This is a genomic window from Pseudomonas sp. RIT-PI-r (assembly GCF_001297015.1).
Lineage (GTDB): Bacteria > Pseudomonadota > Gammaproteobacteria > Pseudomonadales > Pseudomonadaceae > Aquipseudomonas.
In genome coordinates this window covers 1-16,498 of sequence record NZ_LIGE01000045.1, presented here as the reverse complement: position 1 = coordinate 16,498, position 16,498 = coordinate 1, and the positions used below count along the sequence as shown (strand labels likewise).

At 51.5% G+C, this 16,498-nt stretch carries 14 protein-coding genes and 2 pseudogenes; 2 read left to right on the top strand and 14 right to left on the bottom strand.

Annotated elements, in window-relative coordinates:
- Positions 1-57: 57 nt before the first annotated feature.
- A complete protein-coding gene (locus AK821_RS26635; protein ID WP_064392910.1) occupies positions 58-642 on the top strand; it encodes a hypothetical protein in 585 nt (194 codons plus the stop codon).
- A 337-nt stretch (positions 643-979) separates the two neighbouring features.
- On the opposite strand, the gene AK821_RS26630 is transcribed toward AK821_RS26635, so the two are convergent.
- Positions 980-1,783, bottom strand: a complete 804-nt coding sequence (locus AK821_RS26630; RefSeq protein ID WP_064392909.1) for a glycosyltransferase — start codon at positions 1,781-1,783, stop codon at positions 980-982.
- A 225-nt stretch (positions 1,784-2,008) separates the two neighbouring features.
- On the opposite strand from AK821_RS26630, the gene AK821_RS26625 reads away from it, so the two are divergent.
- Complete coding sequence (locus AK821_RS26625; protein WP_064392908.1) at positions 2,009-2,821, top strand: VanW family protein; 813 nt, start codon at positions 2,009-2,011, stop codon at positions 2,819-2,821.
- Between the two features lie 39 nt (positions 2,822-2,860).
- Here AK821_RS26625 and AK821_RS26620 read toward each other — a convergent pair whose 3' ends face one another.
- From AK821_RS26620 to AK821_RS26560, 13 genes and pseudogenes are all read right to left on the bottom strand, one after another.
- Positions 2,861-3,358, bottom strand: coding sequence for a hypothetical protein (locus AK821_RS26620; RefSeq protein ID WP_064392907.1), 498 nt, complete (start codon positions 3,356-3,358; stop codon positions 2,861-2,863).
- A gap of 57 nt (positions 3,359-3,415) precedes the next feature.
- Positions 3,416-3,886 (bottom strand): hypothetical protein, encoded by a 471-nt coding sequence (locus AK821_RS26615; protein WP_064392906.1) that lies wholly within the window; start codon positions 3,884-3,886, stop codon positions 3,416-3,418.
- 163 nt (positions 3,887-4,049) lie between these two features.
- Positions 4,050-4,361 (bottom strand): hypothetical protein, encoded by a 312-nt coding sequence (locus AK821_RS26610; RefSeq protein ID WP_064392905.1) that lies wholly within the window; start codon positions 4,359-4,361, stop codon positions 4,050-4,052.
- A gap of 286 nt (positions 4,362-4,647) precedes the next feature.
- Positions 4,648-5,085, bottom strand: a complete 438-nt coding sequence (locus AK821_RS26605; protein WP_236708343.1) for an immunity 22 family protein — start codon at positions 5,083-5,085, stop codon at positions 4,648-4,650.
- Positions 5,086-5,381: 296 nt separating this feature from the next.
- Entirely contained in the window at positions 5,382-5,813 is a 432-nt protein-coding gene (locus tag AK821_RS26600) for a hypothetical protein (RefSeq protein ID WP_064392904.1), read from the bottom strand.
- Between the two features lie 265 nt (positions 5,814-6,078).
- Complete coding sequence (locus AK821_RS26595) at positions 6,079-6,522, bottom strand: SMI1/KNR4 family protein (RefSeq protein WP_064392903.1); 444 nt, start codon at positions 6,520-6,522, stop codon at positions 6,079-6,081.
- A gap of 57 nt (positions 6,523-6,579) precedes the next feature.
- Positions 6,580-7,243 (bottom strand): annotated as a pseudogene (locus AK821_RS26590) (IS4 family transposase); the annotation flags it as partial.
- A gap of 197 nt (positions 7,244-7,440) precedes the next feature.
- Positions 7,441-7,878, bottom strand: a complete 438-nt coding sequence (locus AK821_RS26585) for an SMI1/KNR4 family protein (protein ID WP_064392902.1) — start codon at positions 7,876-7,878, stop codon at positions 7,441-7,443.
- Positions 7,879-8,294: 416 nt separating this feature from the next.
- Positions 8,295-10,007, bottom strand: a pseudogene (locus tag AK821_RS26580) (RHS repeat-associated core domain-containing protein); the annotation flags it as partial.
- Positions 10,008-10,191: 184 nt separating this feature from the next.
- On the bottom strand, positions 10,192-10,497 hold the full coding sequence (locus AK821_RS26575; RefSeq protein WP_034152547.1) for a hypothetical protein: 306 nt from the start codon (positions 10,495-10,497) through the stop codon (positions 10,192-10,194).
- A gap of 3 nt (positions 10,498-10,500) precedes the next feature.
- Positions 10,501-15,156 (bottom strand): RHS repeat-associated core domain-containing protein, encoded by a 4,656-nt coding sequence (locus tag AK821_RS26570; protein ID WP_064392901.1) that lies wholly within the window; start codon positions 15,154-15,156, stop codon positions 10,501-10,503.
- Complete coding sequence (locus AK821_RS26565; protein ID WP_064392900.1) at positions 15,156-15,893, bottom strand: DUF4123 domain-containing protein; 738 nt, start codon at positions 15,891-15,893, stop codon at positions 15,156-15,158. Before AK821_RS26565 ends, AK821_RS26570 begins: the two co-directional genes overlap by 1 nt.
- On the bottom strand, positions 15,883-16,498 hold a 616-nt coding region (locus AK821_RS26560; RefSeq protein WP_442965599.1), incomplete at its 5' end, for a bacteriophage T4 gp5 trimerisation domain-containing protein. The genes AK821_RS26560 and AK821_RS26565, both read right to left, overlap by 11 nt.

Sequence of the window (16,498 nt, the reverse complement as noted above, 5' to 3'; positions counted from 1 at the left end):
TCGCCGAAGCCAATTCGGCGCCGGGCGCTGCCATTCATCACAGGGAAAGTATTGCTTATGAAGCTCAACGCACTGGCCAAGGCCATCACCCTCGCAACCGTACTGTCCGCCACCAGCTTCGGCGCCCTGGCTGCCGATATTCCGCTGTCTGCCACTGTTGAAGCAGATCAGGTCACCACCAAAGTGATCTCCGTCGATGCCGCTAACCATCAGGTTGTGCTCGAAGGCGCCGAAGGCAAGCCGGTTCATGTTCAGCTCAGCGACAAGGCGAAAAACCTCGCCAATCTCAAGGCCGGCGATCAGGTCAACATCGAAGTGCAGCGTTCCGTCGCCGCCTACCTCGACACCGATGTGGATAAAGGTCTGCCTGGCACCACCGAACGTACCGGTGAGCTGCGTAAGGCCCCGGGCAGTGATAACCCCGGTGGTGAAGCGTACCGTCAGGTTCAGGTGCAATTGAAAATCACCAAAATTGATTTGAAGACAAATCAGGTGACCCTGCAAAACCCGGCGGGCGTATCGAAAGTCCTCGACGTGAAAAAGCCTGAAATTCAAGCCAAACTGAAAGATTTGAAAGAAGGGCAGAGCGTCATCGTCACTTACACCGATATCTTAAAAGTGACCAGTCAACACGAAAGTTGAGCATTAACTCTACAGAGTGATTGTTCTTGTACAGGTTTAGGTATGAGAACAATCATATAAAAGTGTGTTGTCGGAAGTTTCTCGGTAAATATCGGCGATACACACTTTTTAACTTTCTAGTACATAAATTTCATCTTTATCAATGACGACATAAGCGCCAACTTCTATTAAAATCCCCTCCGTTCGCCCAGTGTCAGGGCTCTTTACCGGTGCATGGATTGCCAGGCCATTACACTGGGCGAACACCTTCAGAAAGTGGTTGTATACAAATTCTGCAAACAAAAAGGGCGACTCTAGAGTCGCCCTTTTTGTTTGTGCCGATTTTAAGCATCCCGGCCTACGCTCGCTGTCCCTGAAAGCGCTTAAGCGACGCCTGATACATCTTCGTGCGGCGGTGATCCTTGCCGTAAGTGCCTGCTGCCGCAACGGTTCCGGACTGGATGTGATCCAGATAATGGAAAATCTTCCGAGGTGACAGGAATTTGATGCCGTAGCCCAGAGCCGACATCCGATCCTGCAGCGTATAACCCGGTACCCGATCATCCATGCAGAAGTGCAGCCCCTGGGACTTCATCAACCGTGCATTCCACAGAGTGCAGAAACTCTTCAGGTGAGTCTCTCTATACGGTTTTGGCTCTTTGGTTTTCAGCCCCAATTGCGTTTTCGCCCGTCGAACATAGTGTTTGCAGAAACGCGAAGTTAGACGCCAGGTATCGCGCAACATCCCGCGATTGATTTGCTCGACACAACCGACGGCGGCGATGTCCGGCGTTTTTGTACACTCGCGCATCATCATCGAAAACACTTCCTTGTCGTAAACGAAAGTGTCGGTGTGCAGTAGAAACAGGTAGTCAGTGGCAACTTTGTCCAGCACCAGATCCAGTGCTTTGCCATGGGCAATATGTCCGGCCTCTTTACCCGGCGAAGGCCGCTCGATCAAGTTGATCCAGTCCAGAGAACGCAAGTAATCGAGACTGGCATCCGCCGAATCGTTGTCCACTACCCACACGGGAATCTGCTGTTCCGTGACGTGCTCGCGCAGAAGCTCCAGGCACATGCGGGTCAAGTCCAGGGTTTTGTAGTTGACCAGGACCAGACTGAAATTGGCCTGCGGTGGGGTGGGCAAATTAAAGGCATTCATGACAGAAGGGCTCATCTGCGATTCAAGGGCGACAGGGTTTCGTGGCCGCGATCTTAGCGAGACAACCTTAGGCGAACCTTAATTTGCAGATTGGGTAACCGGCAGAGTGTGTCGAATTGAGACCGCTGGTTTATGAAATGCATGCGGTGCTGCCAACCATTAACGGATAAAATGCGTGCCCTATCACGGTTCAAGGAAGAAACGGCAATCGCCGTTGTGTCACGGATGAAACCACTCTCCCTCTACCACCCGGCCTTGTATTGGCTGCGCGTGTGGCAAAAAAGACTGTTCCGCCAGATTGCCTGGCGCTGCTCCGGCAAACGCTACGCTCGCCGCGTCGCCACGGCCGAGCGCCTGCCATATCGCTACCTCAAACACACCTCGAAACTCATCCGCAAACTCGGCGACTCCGACCTCGCCCTGCAACACAACAAAGTCATCAACCTGAAACTCGCCGTCGCCGCGATCGACGGCGTCATCATCGCCCCCGGCGAACACTTCTCCTTCTGCCGCCTCGTCGGCCGCCCGACTTTGAAGCGCGGCTACGTTGAAGGCATGGAACTGTCTTTCGGCGAAGCTCGACGCGGGGTAGGCGGTGGAATTTGCCAACTGAGCAACCTGATCCACTGGATGGCGATTCATTCACCGCTGGTGGTGGTCGAGCGTTCCAACCACAGCTTCGACCCGTTTCCGGATGAAGGGCGGGTGCTGCCGTTCGGGTCCGGGGCGGCGATTTTCTACAACTACGTTGATCTGGTGCTGCATAACCCGACGGATCGGAGCTTTCAGCTGAAGTTGAACGTCGGCGAGACGCAACTCGAAGGGGAGTTGTTGTGTGATCGGGTGAGGGAGTATCGCTATCACGTGTTTCAAGAGGCGCACCGGTTTGTGCGGGAGGGGGCGCGGGTGTATCGGGAGAATGAGATTTGGCGGGAGGTGCGGGAGAAGGGGCAGGTTGGGGAATTGGTGGAGAGGGTGAGATTGTATCGGAATCGGGTGGTGGTTAAGTATGACGTGGCAGATGAGTTGATCGGGTAGGGCACGTGAAAGCACTTCGCTGACGATGGCGCCCTTCGATCAGTTTCTGAAATACAACTCATCCAGCTGGCGTCTGCGTATCGAGAGGTACTCCTCCCATACCTTGGGAAAGTCCTCATCTTTGGTTAGAGGGAAGGTCAGATAAATGTACTTTCCAACAACGCTGATGTATTGCCTCGCGCGTTTGAAGGCCGGCTGCTCGTAAGCTGCGACGCTTTCATCGTAGGCGTCATGGTAGTGATAGATGCTTACCCGATGGGGAGCGATCATGCATCGCGAAAAATCGATCACCCAGCAGCTATCAACGGCTGTACTCAAATAACCGTAAACACCATCAGTAGATAGACGCAGGCATGAATTTGCCTGGGTGCCGTCGTCATCGTTGACCAGAATGATCTGATCCGCGAAGTAATGAATATTCCTGCCGTCCGGCCCTTGCAAAGACAAGCTCCAACCTTCGGCTCCCATACGGAATTCACCGTTGTTATCAAAGGTTGCTGTCCATCCATTGGCTAAAGTGATCTGATGTTTATTCATGAGGACTGGTCAAGTATTGATCGTGCGGTGGTGTGAGGTAGTCGCATTAAATACTGCTCAAAGGTGTTCGAGGTCAATTAGACAGCCTTTGAGTTTTAATCGCTTGATCTCATCATTGAATTTGTATTTTGGCAAGAGTTCGTTTTTTATGTCGTAATGCTGTCTAAGAAGGCGGAATAATTTCCCTATGGTTTTTTTGCTGTTTTCGTCAAGGCTCTCAACCAAGTCGTAATTATTGTCTGACAGAAATTCGATTTTGCTTTTAAGTGTGTAGTAAGCGCTTATGTTTGAAAGCAATCCTTCCGCATCTGAATAATCTTCTTTTAAGTGTTCTGCATAATTTTGAAATATAGTTGTCAGCAGGTGTCGTGCTGCTTTTTTGTGTTTTAAAACTCCGCACATTTCCTGCCAGTTGCTAATGAAAAGATGATCTCCCCAGTCAGAGCCGCGAGCAAAATATTTTCCATTGCCTTTAAAGAAGTCAGATGTTTCATGAAGTTCTAAAGCTGTTTCAAAAGTGGTCGTCATTGCGGCTTTTTCCAGTTATGAGGTTTTCAACGAGTCTCAATATTATTCAGGGGCAGACCACGTTAACTAGAGAAAAGAGGACAGATTTATTTTCAGTTAGTAGAAAATAAATCTGTTCTCTTTTTGTCTTCTGCCTGCTGGTGTAATACCGAACTCGAGTTGGTCAAAATAATATTATATCTACGTTGCCAATGTGTGCTGTTAATTTTTCACGGAAATCCGTTTCGCTGGTGAAGTTAGTGTTGTCAATCATGTTGAGGAACCAAGTCGCGTCTAAAGCTGTAAATATTTCAAGCCATTCTGGTCTTTTAGCCTTCGATTCAGGCATGTCGTTCGCGGCAAAGCCGTGGCCTTTGCCTTCGGATAAGTAAAAATAGTTATCTGCGAAGGAGTAGCCTATAAGCTTTGGCCAGTTTGAGCTATGCGGGAGGTTTGGCTCCATATCCTTACTAGCAATCACATAAAAAGTTCTCATTTTTTTCCGGAAGTACGTCGAGTTTGTCGAAGTTTACTTTTTGCCCATCTAGATGGAGTTGTTGTGCTCCGCCATCGCCATATTTTCTAGATTACCTTCAGAAAAAGAAAACGTGGTTTGTCCCTCGTTACGGTGCAATTACCCATATAGGAAGGGTGTCGTCGGGTGCTTGTCTTTGACATCGACGAGGCTAGTCACGAGCATTTAAGGTTGAAGGGTAAAGGTCATCCGATGGGCACTTAGGAAAGTAAAAATTTCAATCTTTATCGGTTGCGTCTCATGTGTCCTAATCTTGATATTTAAACTGACCTCGATATGTAAATTCGATGCCTCGTAATATGGAAGTTGTGGTTTTTCCTTTATAAGCACAATTGTAAATTGCAATAACAGTGTTTATTTTTTTCAGGTGAAGTAGAGAGGTTTTTCTTTTTATTTCAGCGATGATATCGGAGTCATAAGAAAAATCCTCGATTGCTTTTTCCAAATTTTTAGTTGGCTCTACGAAATCAGCTTCAATAAAGTCGTCGTCAATAAAGCCCAGAGAAAATGCATTGCTGAACTCCGATCCTAGAGATTCTCCATCGTCAGAATAGGCAGGCGTCACTATTTCCCGAAGAGTGGATTGCTGCCAGTCGGCGTTTGCAGTCCAAATTGATACTGTTTTTTTATTACTCATCTTTTTCTCCTCAATTTTTAAGGCCGGATGGGAGAGAGTCAACTCCACCTTCTAACCTCCGACCCGCCCACTCATTGAGGCCCTGTCGGAACTCGCCGTAATCTTTCGAATTGTCAATTATTTTAAGTATTTCATTATGTACTTTTGTGGACCCTTTGCCCCCATGATGACCAGTAGGGTTCACAAATTTCACTTCAGCAATCGCGGTCCGTAGCTCATAGATCTGCTCAGCAGAAAAGGGGACAGATTTATTTTCAGTTTGTAGAAAATAAATCTGTCCCCTTTTCTGTTTTTTTTGTCATTGCAATTGTAGTTTTTCTCCTTTGAGTTGTAGATTTGATTTTCTAAATTTTCTGAACTGGATACGTGTCGCCCGTGATTGTAATTGATCTTCCATCTGATTTTATGTCTTCGATGCTGTTAATAACCACCTTAAGCTCTCTTGAGTTGGGGAATAAGAAGTAAAAAAGCTCGAAGTAAAGATAATCTTTTATAAGGCTGGCAGCCAAATTGTGATGGTCGTTTAAAATTTCATTAAAGGTTGGATAACCTATTTTTTTTAGTTCGGGAATGTCAGCGTAGCCTTGCTCAGAGTCATCAATTTTGCATTCGACAATAAATGAGTTTGCATGGTTGATGAAGTTTTCCGGGAACTCATCGTTGTTTATCGTCATTTCGTATTTTTTTGTTTCGAGAATTGATTTCTCACCGAAGCCAAGGCTCCTGTAAGTGACCGTGTTTAGATTGACTTCTGTGCCGGCTGATTTAAATATCATGGAAATTCTCCAGGTGGTATTAGCGTGATCGTACCATCCTCTTTACGAGAAAAGGGGACGGATTTATTTGAGTGGAAAAGGGGGCAAGCAGAAAAGGGGACAGATTTATTTTCAGTGTGTCGAAAATAAATTTGTCCCCTTTTGTCTGGTGCTGACCAGCAGGATTCATAAATTTTACATCGGAAATTGCAATGGGTACCTCACGCATCTAGAATATATAATGTGGAATGCCTCGACTGCTTACTAGATAACTCACGGTTGAAAGTTAAGTTCTGAGTTTGACGTATTCCTCAAAGAATGAATAGAAGTTTTCCGCTATTTTCTTAGACGGTTTGCGCTTAAATAGATCGTAGCTAATGACCTGTCCATTTTTCGTGGGGCCGCAATCAATTGCCCAGCAAACTTCGTCGTCTTTTAAATAAATGACGGCAAAATGACTAGGTAATTCGAACTCTGAACGGCAGTACATGGTGCTGTAATTTACAGTTCCGCCGTTATCTAGAGTTGCATCATTATTCTCAATTCCGCATATTTCTAAGTCTGCTGCACCACCACCGCATACACTCAAGAAGTCAACGAAATCTTCAGGCAGCTTTATGCCTAGAATGTTCTCGAGTTTTTTAATTTGCTCGGCAGTGGCGGGTCCGAGCCAAAATGTTTCTTCGTCGGAGTTATCGAGTTTCGTTATCAAGTCTTGGTATTTATGCATGGTTCTGCTTGCTCAAGGAGAAAAGGGGATAGATTCATAGTACAAATGGATGAAGTGCGGAGTGCTTTGGGTCATCTCGATCCGACCCAGTGATTTTGGTGAGGACGACGCCAAGGCGTAGAGGTTTTTAACCGGCAGCCAAATTCGTGCGTCGTTGCGGTAGAGGTCCCGGTTACGCACTCGACCCACGTAATACCAGCCTTGCGCCTCGACGGCATTGATCCATGGCCGGCGAAAACCTGCATCAGCTACAAGGACCGGAATGCAGTCTTTGGGGAGCATTTCGGCCAACGTTTGCAGCAGCCGTTTTTGATATTTCGGACAACCTTCGCGCTCATGAACGCTCTCGTAAATCGGGAACGAACGTCCTGCCAGAGGAATGGCTGCACGCAACAAAAAGAACTCTCCAGCCGCATTGATCAGTGACCAATCGACTAGGATCAACGGATGTCTCAGCGACCCCAGCAAGGCTAGCAACATGACCCAGTAAAACAGCGAACGCTCAGTTTGCAGATGCCGACTACCCAGCAACCGATCGACTCGTTTGATGGCGTGTTTGGGGTAGGCCTTGCCTGACATGAATCGACCAAGCCCCGTCAGAGTGAGCCGACGTCCTTGGAGTAATGCGCTGACACAACACATCGTCTGTTTTCAGACGACGAAAATGGACAGTGGGAAGTGCTTGGGCGAGCGCGCTGTGTAAGAATCGGATGGCCTGCATGGGATCGGGATCTTGTTTTTGTGTGGTGCAATACAAGCTGCCGACCCATGCAGGCCACTTCAATTCCTAACTTCTTGATTTACTGTAAGAAAAATCGGGGATTTCTCAGACTCCGTCCCCTTTTTCCTTTTTCCTTAATTGTTTTAATCATGATTTAAAATAAAGCATTGATGCTGCTTGCGATTTTAGTTGATTTTTTAGTTGGATAGTGCGGTTTCAGCAAGGAAGCTGAGCATGTTTTCGTACTTTGTTTTTTGCCATTTTTCAGTTTCGTGATCGAAAAAATATACCTCTGGAAGGCATTGGCTATCTTTAATTTCAAATCCATAAAAATCACCAGTTCCATTTTCGGAAAATAGTATATGGGTTCCTCTGGTTGTTGATTCGGATTTATTTATCTCTAAAATATTGAAGTTGCTGTTTTCATCCAGAGAGTAGACGATTCCGAATGCGAAATATCCGCCGCCAAATCGCTTCGCAAACTGTACGTATTCAATAGGCAGCGTTGCGTTCAGTGTATTTTGAGCGAAAATCACACTGTCTTCGCTTGCTAGGCTGTCTGGCTCCAAGCCAAACCATACTGGGTTGGCCATTTTTTTTTCGTTTACAAGTTCTTCAAATTCGGAAAAATTCATTTTTTGCGACCTTGATTGTCATAAATCCATTCTGGCAGCTTTTCATCTGCGCCTTGTTCTCTCGCACGATACCACCAGTGAAGATTTCGATCCTGCTGCCTCATTTCTAGAGTTACACCCTGATTGAACTTATTAGGGTGAAGTGCTTTGTTACCGCGATGCTCCGCTGGCAATATTTCATGGATTGCTGATCCAGGCATTTGATCCGCGTGATGAAGGTCAGGACTTCCAAGTCCTCTCGGCGGGTGGCCAAGCAGTGCTTGTTTCAGGTCATTTGTAGACCATTCACCTTCAATCCTTACTGCTGGATCATTAGGGCCATAGCCCGTAGAAGTGGGAGCGGCGGGTTCTCCTGTATCGACTTTGGCTTTCGTAACGGGATCTTCTACGGATGGAGGAATTTCGCATCCTGGTCCCCCCGGACAGTTATCCAGCCCCAACGGGTCCACCCACCCCGTAGGGTTAGGCACATACTGATAGTTGTTCAAACCACCCGCAAGCTTGATCGGATCCGGTGTCAAAAACCGTCCGGTGCTGGGATTGTAGTAGCGGTGCCGGTTGTAATGTAATCCCGTCTCGGCATCGAAATACTGACCTTGGAAGCGCAGAGGGTTGTCGATTTCGGCGATGTCCAAGGTGGCCAGATTGCCATAGGCACGGTATTTCGCCGACCACATGATTTCGCCGCTGTAGTCGGTGAGTTCTTGAGGTGTGCCGAGGTGGTCAAGTTGGAAATAGTACGGGGTTGCCTTGACGGGGCCTTCGCCGTCGAGCATGGCCAATGGGCGGAAGCTGCCAGGCTCGTAGATGTAGGTGCGATAGCTATTCTCGGCACTTTCGGCGATCAGGCGTTCACCTTGCCAGAGAAACTCTGTGGTCTGACCATCGACGGTCTTCTCAATGCGACGACCAAAGGCGTCGTACTTGTAGCTTGCGGTGCTGCCACCGGGCAGCGAGACGCCAATCAAGCGATGCTGGCAGTCGTAGCGGTATTCGGTGACCAGTTGCTGTCCGGTACCACGGCGTTCGCGACTAAGGTTGCCGTAGGCGTCGTAGTCGTAATGCCGGTCGCCTTGCATAAGCAGGCGATTACCTTTGACGTTGGCGAGGTTCGCAGTTGGCAGATCGCTTTGGCCGAGCAAGTTGCCGGCCGGGTCATGAGCGAAGGTTTCGGGGGTGGCGCCGCGAACGCTGACCAGACGATCCAGTGGATCATAGTGGTAGCTGCGGTTTCCTTTGCGGCTGTCATCGATGCCGGCCAGGTTGCCGTTTGCATCGTAGGCGTAGCGGCGCTGGAACAGATTGCGATTCTGCTGACCTACGGTGTGCGCTTGAAGCCTTCCCTGTTCGTCGTACTGATATTGGCTGAGCAGCACGCCTTGTTGGCGCTGCTGTTCACGGCCAGCGTCGAACTGGTGCGTAGTCAGGCGCGACCCGTTGAGGTCGATGCTGCTCAGCCGACCGCCGGACAAGTGGCGGTAATCGAGTGTGCTGCCATCCGGCAGGCGGCAGTGATTGAGTTGGCCGACGCTGTCGTATTCGTAACGCGTGGTGCCCCAGCCCTGATGCTCGGTGATCAGTCGATCCTGCACATCATATTCATAAGCAAGCGGCCAATGACCATCGTCCACATTGACCAGACGGCCAAGTGCATCGTAGCTGTAGTGAATTTCCTCGCCGTCGGGCAGGGTTTTGACCAGCAGGCGACCAGAGGCGTCGCGCTGGTACTCGGTCACCAGCTCACTGCCGTCGTCACCAAACTCGGTTTTCTTCAACAGTTTGCCGTTGAGGTCGTACTCGTAAGCGGTACGACGCCCGTCAAAACCGGTTTCCTGCTGGATCAGCCCATTTGAGTAGTAATCGAGTTGATAATGTTCGCCGCGTTCGTTTTCGATATCGGTGAGCAGCAGGCGTGCGTTGTCGTAGCGATAGCGCAGTTGGCTGCCGTCTGGATTGATACGACGGCTGACCAGATGGAGATTGTCGGCGTACTCATAGCGAGTGATGCGCCCCAGTTCGTCGCTTTCAGCAGTGACGCGGCCGTATGGGTTGTAGGTGAAGGCACGGGTAGCGCCGCCGGGCAGGGTGATCTGTGCCAGACGGTTAGCAGCATCCCACTGGTAGTGCGAAGAAAGGGGACAAATTTATTTTCTAAAAAAAGGGCTGGTTTCTCTTGAGTGCAGCAAATGAAACTGTCTCATTTTCAGTTGAACTTTTATAATTTTTATTATTGTAATGATAAGCGGTAAATAGGCCTAAAGTTTTCGGGAGTGGTGTTTTTTACGAAAGATCTATTTTACGCCTGCGTAAATATTAAGGTTTTTTTATTTTATTCAGAGTGTGATCTAACGCTCTTTCAAGTTCAGTCCAAGTTTTCGCGCTTTCGCTGTGCGTGGGCGACTCCCAGTTTTGATCTGAAATTAGCGAGATTCTAAAGGAGCCATTTTCGCTGAATTCTGGGTACCATCCAATATCAATTATTTGTTCGAGTGGCAGTGATGCCTGTAATAGATCTTCTTTTAAATCGTCGGTAATAAGTTTGATGTCGCTTCCAACTAATGTGGAGAGATCATCGAAAGTAATTGTTCCGCCGAGCGTTATTATTTTATCAATGTTCATCGATTATTTTTTCTTCTTGGTTAGTTTTTTGAAGGCTTCTTCAGATATCGGATGTCCATGTATGGTGTTCGCACTCAATTCCACCCTCATGTACCGGGTTTCTTTTCCGTCGTTAGCACCGATAGTTTTTCCCATATCAATGACTTTCCATGGTTTTCCATTATTGACATCTTGTCCGTTTGCAAACGCGTGCCGTTCTAATGCTTCTATATCTGTGCCCGGCACATATTTCGCTGCACCTCCATTGGCAGTGGATTTTACGACAGAAGGCCAAGGAGCCTTAGGGGCCACATGTTTATTTCCATGGTTTGTCCATTGAACGTCTGGAGGAGGCGGGGATCCATCGCTAACCTTGGCTTTTTGCTCTGGAGGCTCGGCACCTTGGCCAGGAATGCATTTATCCCCACCAGGGCAAGTGTTTAGACCAAGCGGATCCACCCACCCCGTAGGGTTAGGCACGTACTGGTAGCTATTCAACCCACCCGCAAGCTTGATCGGATCCGGCGTCAAAAACCGTCCAGTTCCCGGATTGTAGTAGCGGTGGCGGTTGTAATGTAACCCCGTCTCCGCATCGAAATACTGACCCTGGAACCGCAACGGGTTATCGATTTCGTTGACGTCCAGCGCTACGAGGTTGCCGTAGGCTCGGTACTTCGCCGACCACATGATCTCGCCGCTGTAGTCGGTGAGTTCCTGCGGTGTGCCGAGGTGGTCGAGTTGGTAGTAAAACGGGGTGGCTTTACGTGGGCCTTCGCCGTCGAGCATGGCCAACGGACGGAAGCTGCCCGGTTCATAGATGTAACTGCGGTAGCGGTTCTCGGCGCTTTCAGCGATCAAGCGCTCGCCTTGCCAAAGGAATTCGGTGATGTGGCCGTCGACGGTTTTTTCGATACGTCGACCGAAGGCATCGTAATTGTAGGTTGCAGTGCTGCCACCCGGCAGGCTAACGCCGATCAAGCGGTGCTGGCAGTCGTAACGATACTCGGTGACGAGTTTCTGTCCTGTGCCACGGCGTTCGCGACTCAGGTTGCCGTACGCGTCGTACTCGTAGTGACGATCACCCTGCATCAGCAGGCGGTTGCCTTTGACGTTGGCGAGGTTGGCGGTGCCTTCATTGCTTTGGCCAAGCAAGTTGCCCGCCGGATCGTGAGCGAAGCTTTCCGGAGTAGCACCGCGCACGCTGATCAGTCGGTCGAGCGGGTCGTAGTGATAGCTGCGGTTGCCTTTGCGGCTGTCATCGATGCCCGCGAGATTGCCATTGGCGTCGTAGTTATAACGGCGCTGGAACAGGTTTTTGTCCCGTTGGCTGACGCTGTGTGCTTGCAGGCGACCTTGTTCGTCGTATTGATATTGGCTGAGCAGCAGACCTTGCTGACGCTGTTGTTCGCGACCGGCGCTGAACTGATGAGAGGTCAGGCGCGAGCCATTGAGGTCGATGTTGCTCAGTTGCCCGCCCGGTTGGTGACGGTAATCGAGTTTGCTGCCGTCAGGGAGGCGGCAGTGTTTGAGCTGACCAACGCTATCGTACTCGTAGCGCAGGGTGCCCCAACCTTGGTGTTCTTCGATGAGGCGGTCTTGCAGGTCGTATTTGTAGGCGAGCGGCCAGTGGCCGTCGTCGACGTTTACTAGGCGACCGAGGGCGTCGTAGCTGTAGTGGATTTCTTCGCCATCGGCCAGGGTTTTCACCAGCAGCCGACCAGCAGCATCGCGCTGATACTCAGTGACCAGTTCGCTGCCATCGTCGCCGAACTCGGTTTTCTTCAGCAGTTGGCCGTTGAGGTCATACTCGTAAGCCGTACGACGACCGTCGAAACCGGTTTCCTGCTGGATCAGGCCGTTGGCGTAGTAATCGAGGTGATATTGCTCGCCGCGCTCGTTTTCGATTTCAGTCAGCAGCAAACGCGAGTTGTCGTAGCGATAGCGAAGTTGGCTGCCGTCGGGATTGATGCGGCGACTGACCAGATGCAGATTTTCGGCATATTCGTACCGAGTGATGCGGCCGAGTTCATCGCGTTCAGCGGTGACATTACCGTAAGCGTTATAGGTAAACGCACGGGTTGCACCGCCCGGTAGCGTGACTTGGGCAAGACGATTGGCTGCGTCCCATTGATATTGGGTAATGGCGCCGGATTCTTCCTGGCGGGTGATCTGCCGACCCAGTGCGTCGTAGCGATATTTGCGCTGGCCGCCATCGGGCAGGCGTTCTTCCAGCAACTGGCCGAGATTGTTCCAGCCGAGTTGATGACGGCTGCCGTCCGGGTGGCGAATCTCCAGCAGACGCCCCTGGCCGTCGTAGCTGTATAGCGTGGCATTGCCGTCCGGGTCGATTTGTTGGGTGATATCGCCCTGACGGTTGCGTTGATACTTCCAACTGGCTTTGCCGCGATGCACATCGCTGACGAAACCGTTGATGTATTCATAGGTGGTGGCTTGGTCTTCCGGCGGGATGACGGCTGTCATCAAGCCGTTGTCGTCGTAGCGGTACTCGGTGACGGCGCCCAACGGATCCTTTTCCGCTATCAATTGGCCTTTGTCGTTGTAGGCCTTGAGATGCTCGGCACCGTCCGGGTCGACCTTGCTGATCAGTCGCGCCTGATCATCGTGGGTGTACACCTCTTCGCTGCCGTCGGCGTTGGTGACAGTCACGCTGCCTTTGTCATCCCAGGCGTAGTGCGCTTCCATCTGCGAGAAGTTGGCCCAGTGACAGATGCAGCGAGACAGCTTCCCCTCGTTCTCCCACTCCCAGTAGAACGCAGCGCCGCCCGCCAGTTGCCGCTCGAGAATGACGTGCTGTTCGTTGTAGCGATAGCGCTCGGCTTCGCCGGCTGCGTTCTTTGCTTCGATCAGACGATGCTGGGCGTCGTAGCTGTAGGTCACCAGCGTCTGCACTGTATTCCAGGCGTCTTCCAGATTGTCTGCGGGCAGGAACTGCTGATAGTCGACCGCAACAATGTGTTTGCGGTCGTAACGTAGAAGCAGGGCGCGACCGGCGCCGTTGTCGAGGCGTTTGATACGACCATGGATATCGCGTGTGACGTGCAGTCGATTGCCATAGCTGTCGCTGATGGCGATTAGGGTGGTGCCTTTGCTGTTGAAACGGAAGTGATAGAACGACGGACGCTTGCCGGCTTGCGCTAGAATTAGTTCCGATGGATCGTCACCGAGGAAAATGGCAGCTTTTGAAAGGCTGTTAGTGATCGCTGGACGTTGTTCACTCGGGAGCGGGAACGGCGTTGCGCGGTTTTCGTGGTCAGTCCAGATGACTTCATCGCCATTGATGTCAATGCGATGAGCCAGTGCATGGCTCCAGCCATAACCCAGACCGCAATCAATTTCCACGGCACTGGTTCTGTAGAGACGCGTCCACTCAAACGGCAGTAGCCCGTCGAGTTGACCGTCGGTCAGCGTCAACAGCTCTTCGCCGGTCACCATCGAAACCGGGCATCCGTTAGTGCAAGTCTCGGCGGCAGGTTCTGCACTTTTGTCGGCCGGTGTCTTCGCCTGCTTGGAAGCATCGTCAGCTATTTTGCCATCCGCGAGTTTCGCGTTTTTCTTCCCATCAAACCGCAACTCGGAAATGCCATTTCTCACCTTGGCCGTCACACCACGCGCCGCAACAGCAGTGTATTTCGCGACGTACTCCATAAAGCCATTGATGATCTTGAACAGCGACTTCACAAAACCGATGACGGCGTTGAGGACAAGCTCACCGTACTTCTTCAAGCGGGCGATCAGGTAGATAACGCCGGTGCCTTCAGCAGCGATGGTCAGTACTACGCCGATCACAATGTCGATGGCGATACCAACGACCATTGCCGTGGTGGTTTTCGCTATGTCGCCCGCCATCTTCATCGGCGGCAAGCCCGCCAGCCAGATCACGGCGCTGCGTACCAACAGGAACAAAGCAGCTTCGTCGCTGGCCAGCAACATGGCCTTTTTCATGATGTCCGGCGAGCTTTTGGCAACTTTGATCAGTTCATCCGCACCCGCGCCAAGATCCTTCGCGAACTTGCCCGGATCCTGCAGGATGTCGAGCACCTGATTGATGCCATCCCACACACCCTTGATGGCCTCCCAGCCACCTTCAAGAATGCCGGTACCAATCGCCATTGCAGTGCCCGAGGTGGAAAGGTTCGACCATTGCGGTTTGAAACCTGCCCACTCCTTGCGCAGAAAACCTTCCAGGTCAGCTGTCACGCCGCTGTAGGAGCTGAACAGCGCATCGATCTGCGCCGGCGTCACTTCGTTATGAACGCGAATCTTGTAGAACTTGCCGGGAATACCACCTGTCCAGGCGGCTTTGCCTTGTGCGTCGAGTTTGACCTTGCTGACTGCACCACCTTCCACGGCGACAATTTCGACTTCGATATCGCCTACCGGAATGTCGTAAACCGACTCGAATTTACTTTCGATCAGCAACGGCCCCTTGAGCGGGCACTGCGCCACGTTCGAAGTGAAATTGCCGTCGGTCATGCTCACCGCTTTGCTCGAGTCACCAACCTTGATTACTCGCTCCATGCCCAGCAGGGAAGGCATATCAGCGGCCCGACTGGCCTTGTCGGCGACGCGCGCGTACCAGGTTTTGGTTTGTTCCTGATACAGCTTCAGACTGTCCTTGAAGGTGTTCAGTTGGTTGTCAACAAAGGCAACGCGATCCATCAGCCTTGCTCCAGAATCAGGTGATTTAACAGTGCTTCTTTAAGGTTTTTCGGTGCGTCCGGACGGCGCACGAAACGGCTGACTTTCAGCTTCAGGTTGTTCTCGGGCCAAGCGGTGTAAATGTCCGGTCGGTCTTCTTCCAGCCACTGCATCAAGTTGCTGATCAGCGTCGTCGGATTTTCCTTGGCCAAGCCGTCCAGTAACGGCTTCGGCACCTCCCACCACGGCCAATCCTTCACCTTCGGCACAACCCGCGTCCCAACCTCCAGCGACTGCCCATTAATCAGATACCGCTCAAACATCGGCAGTACTTCCCCGGCCTTCTCCCCAAGCCCATGCAGAATCGGGTAGATATGCCGCCCATCCCAAAATCGGAAAAACACCTCGGTCCCATCCGGCATCTTCACCTGAGTCAGGCTGCGCAGATGCTCGAACACTTCGTTCGGCTCCGAACGCGATACCGCCAGCCAACCCCAGTCGAGGGCGTCGGTTTCAGCGATCCACGGCAGGAACGCGGAATTGGCTTTGAGCTCGGTGACGTAGGGCATCACCGGTTGCCAGGTGGAGTAGGGCGTGCCGCCCCAGATCGGCAGGAGCTGGGCGGAGGGTTCGGTGAGGTAGAGGTTTTTCAGCGCGTCGGAATCGCTTGCTGCGCTAATGACCAGATACAAACGCTCGCCAGTCTGCAACGGCTGTTGCGCCAGCCAATCCTTGGGCGTAATTCGATCAGATGGCACAGGCACCTGCCTTGCATTTTTCGCATTCTTCGCAGAACGGCGCGTTACGTTTGAGGGTGTTGATCTGGGCCGGGGTCAGGACCTGGCCGGCCTTGTCGGCGTCGGCCTGTTTCAGGATTCCGGGTATCAGCGGGGCGGCGCCAGTGCCGCTCCCTGGGCTGCCGCCGGAGTTCATGTTGATCACCGGGCCGCTCATGGTCACGCCGCCGGCGTCGATCTTGATGAAGCTGCCGCCGCCGATCAGGGTCAGCTCTGCGCCGGCTTCCATCACCACTTTCATGCCGCTGCTGAGATGAATTTCCTGGCCAGCGTCGATGAACTGACCGGTGCCGATTTTGATGTGTTGGTTCACGCCCACGGTGAGGTGGTCGTTGGCGCGGGCTTCGACTTTGCGGTCTTCGTAGACGGTATGGTGTTCTTCGGCTTTGAATTCGCTGTAACTGTTCTTTTCGACGGTGTCGTGGCGTTCGTTGCCGATGCGGATTTTCTGGTCGTGCTCGATGTTTTCGTCCCAGTCGCGCTGGGCGTGCAGGTAGATCTGTTCCTGACCTTTTTTGTCTTCGATGCGCAGTTCGTTGTAGCCGCCTCCGCCCATCGAGCTGAGG

Coding starts and splice junctions, on each gene's coding strand:
- AK821_RS26575 (WP_034152547.1), bottom strand. CDS start 10,497: ATGAACATTGATAAAATAATAACGCTCGGCGGAACAATTACTTTCGAT.
- AK821_RS26615 (WP_064392906.1), bottom strand. CDS start 3,886: ATGACGACCACTTTTGAAACAGCTTTAGAACTTCATGAAACATCTGAC.
- AK821_RS26635 (WP_064392910.1), top strand. CDS start 58: ATGAAGCTCAACGCACTGGCCAAGGCCATCACCCTCGCAACCGTACTG.
- AK821_RS26600 (WP_064392904.1), bottom strand. CDS start 5,813: ATGATATTTAAATCAGCCGGCACAGAAGTCAATCTAAACACGGTCACT.
- AK821_RS26625 (WP_064392908.1), top strand. CDS start 2,009: ATGAAACCACTCTCCCTCTACCACCCGGCCTTGTATTGGCTGCGCGTG.
- AK821_RS26630 (WP_064392909.1), bottom strand. CDS start 1,783: ATGAATGCCTTTAATTTGCCCACCCCACCGCAGGCCAATTTCAGTCTG.
- AK821_RS26610 (WP_064392905.1), bottom strand. CDS start 4,361: ATGAGAACTTTTTATGTGATTGCTAGTAAGGATATGGAGCCAAACCTC.
- AK821_RS26570 (WP_064392901.1), bottom strand. CDS start 15,156: ATGGATCGCGTTGCCTTTGTTGACAACCAACTGAACACCTTCAAGGAC.
- AK821_RS26595 (WP_064392903.1), bottom strand. CDS start 6,522: ATGCATAAATACCAAGACTTGATAACGAAACTCGATAACTCCGACGAA.
- AK821_RS26620 (WP_064392907.1), bottom strand. CDS start 3,358: ATGAATAAACATCAGATCACTTTAGCCAATGGATGGACAGCAACCTTT.
- AK821_RS26585 (WP_064392902.1), bottom strand. CDS start 7,878: ATGAATTTTTCCGAATTTGAAGAACTTGTAAACGAAAAAAAAATGGCC.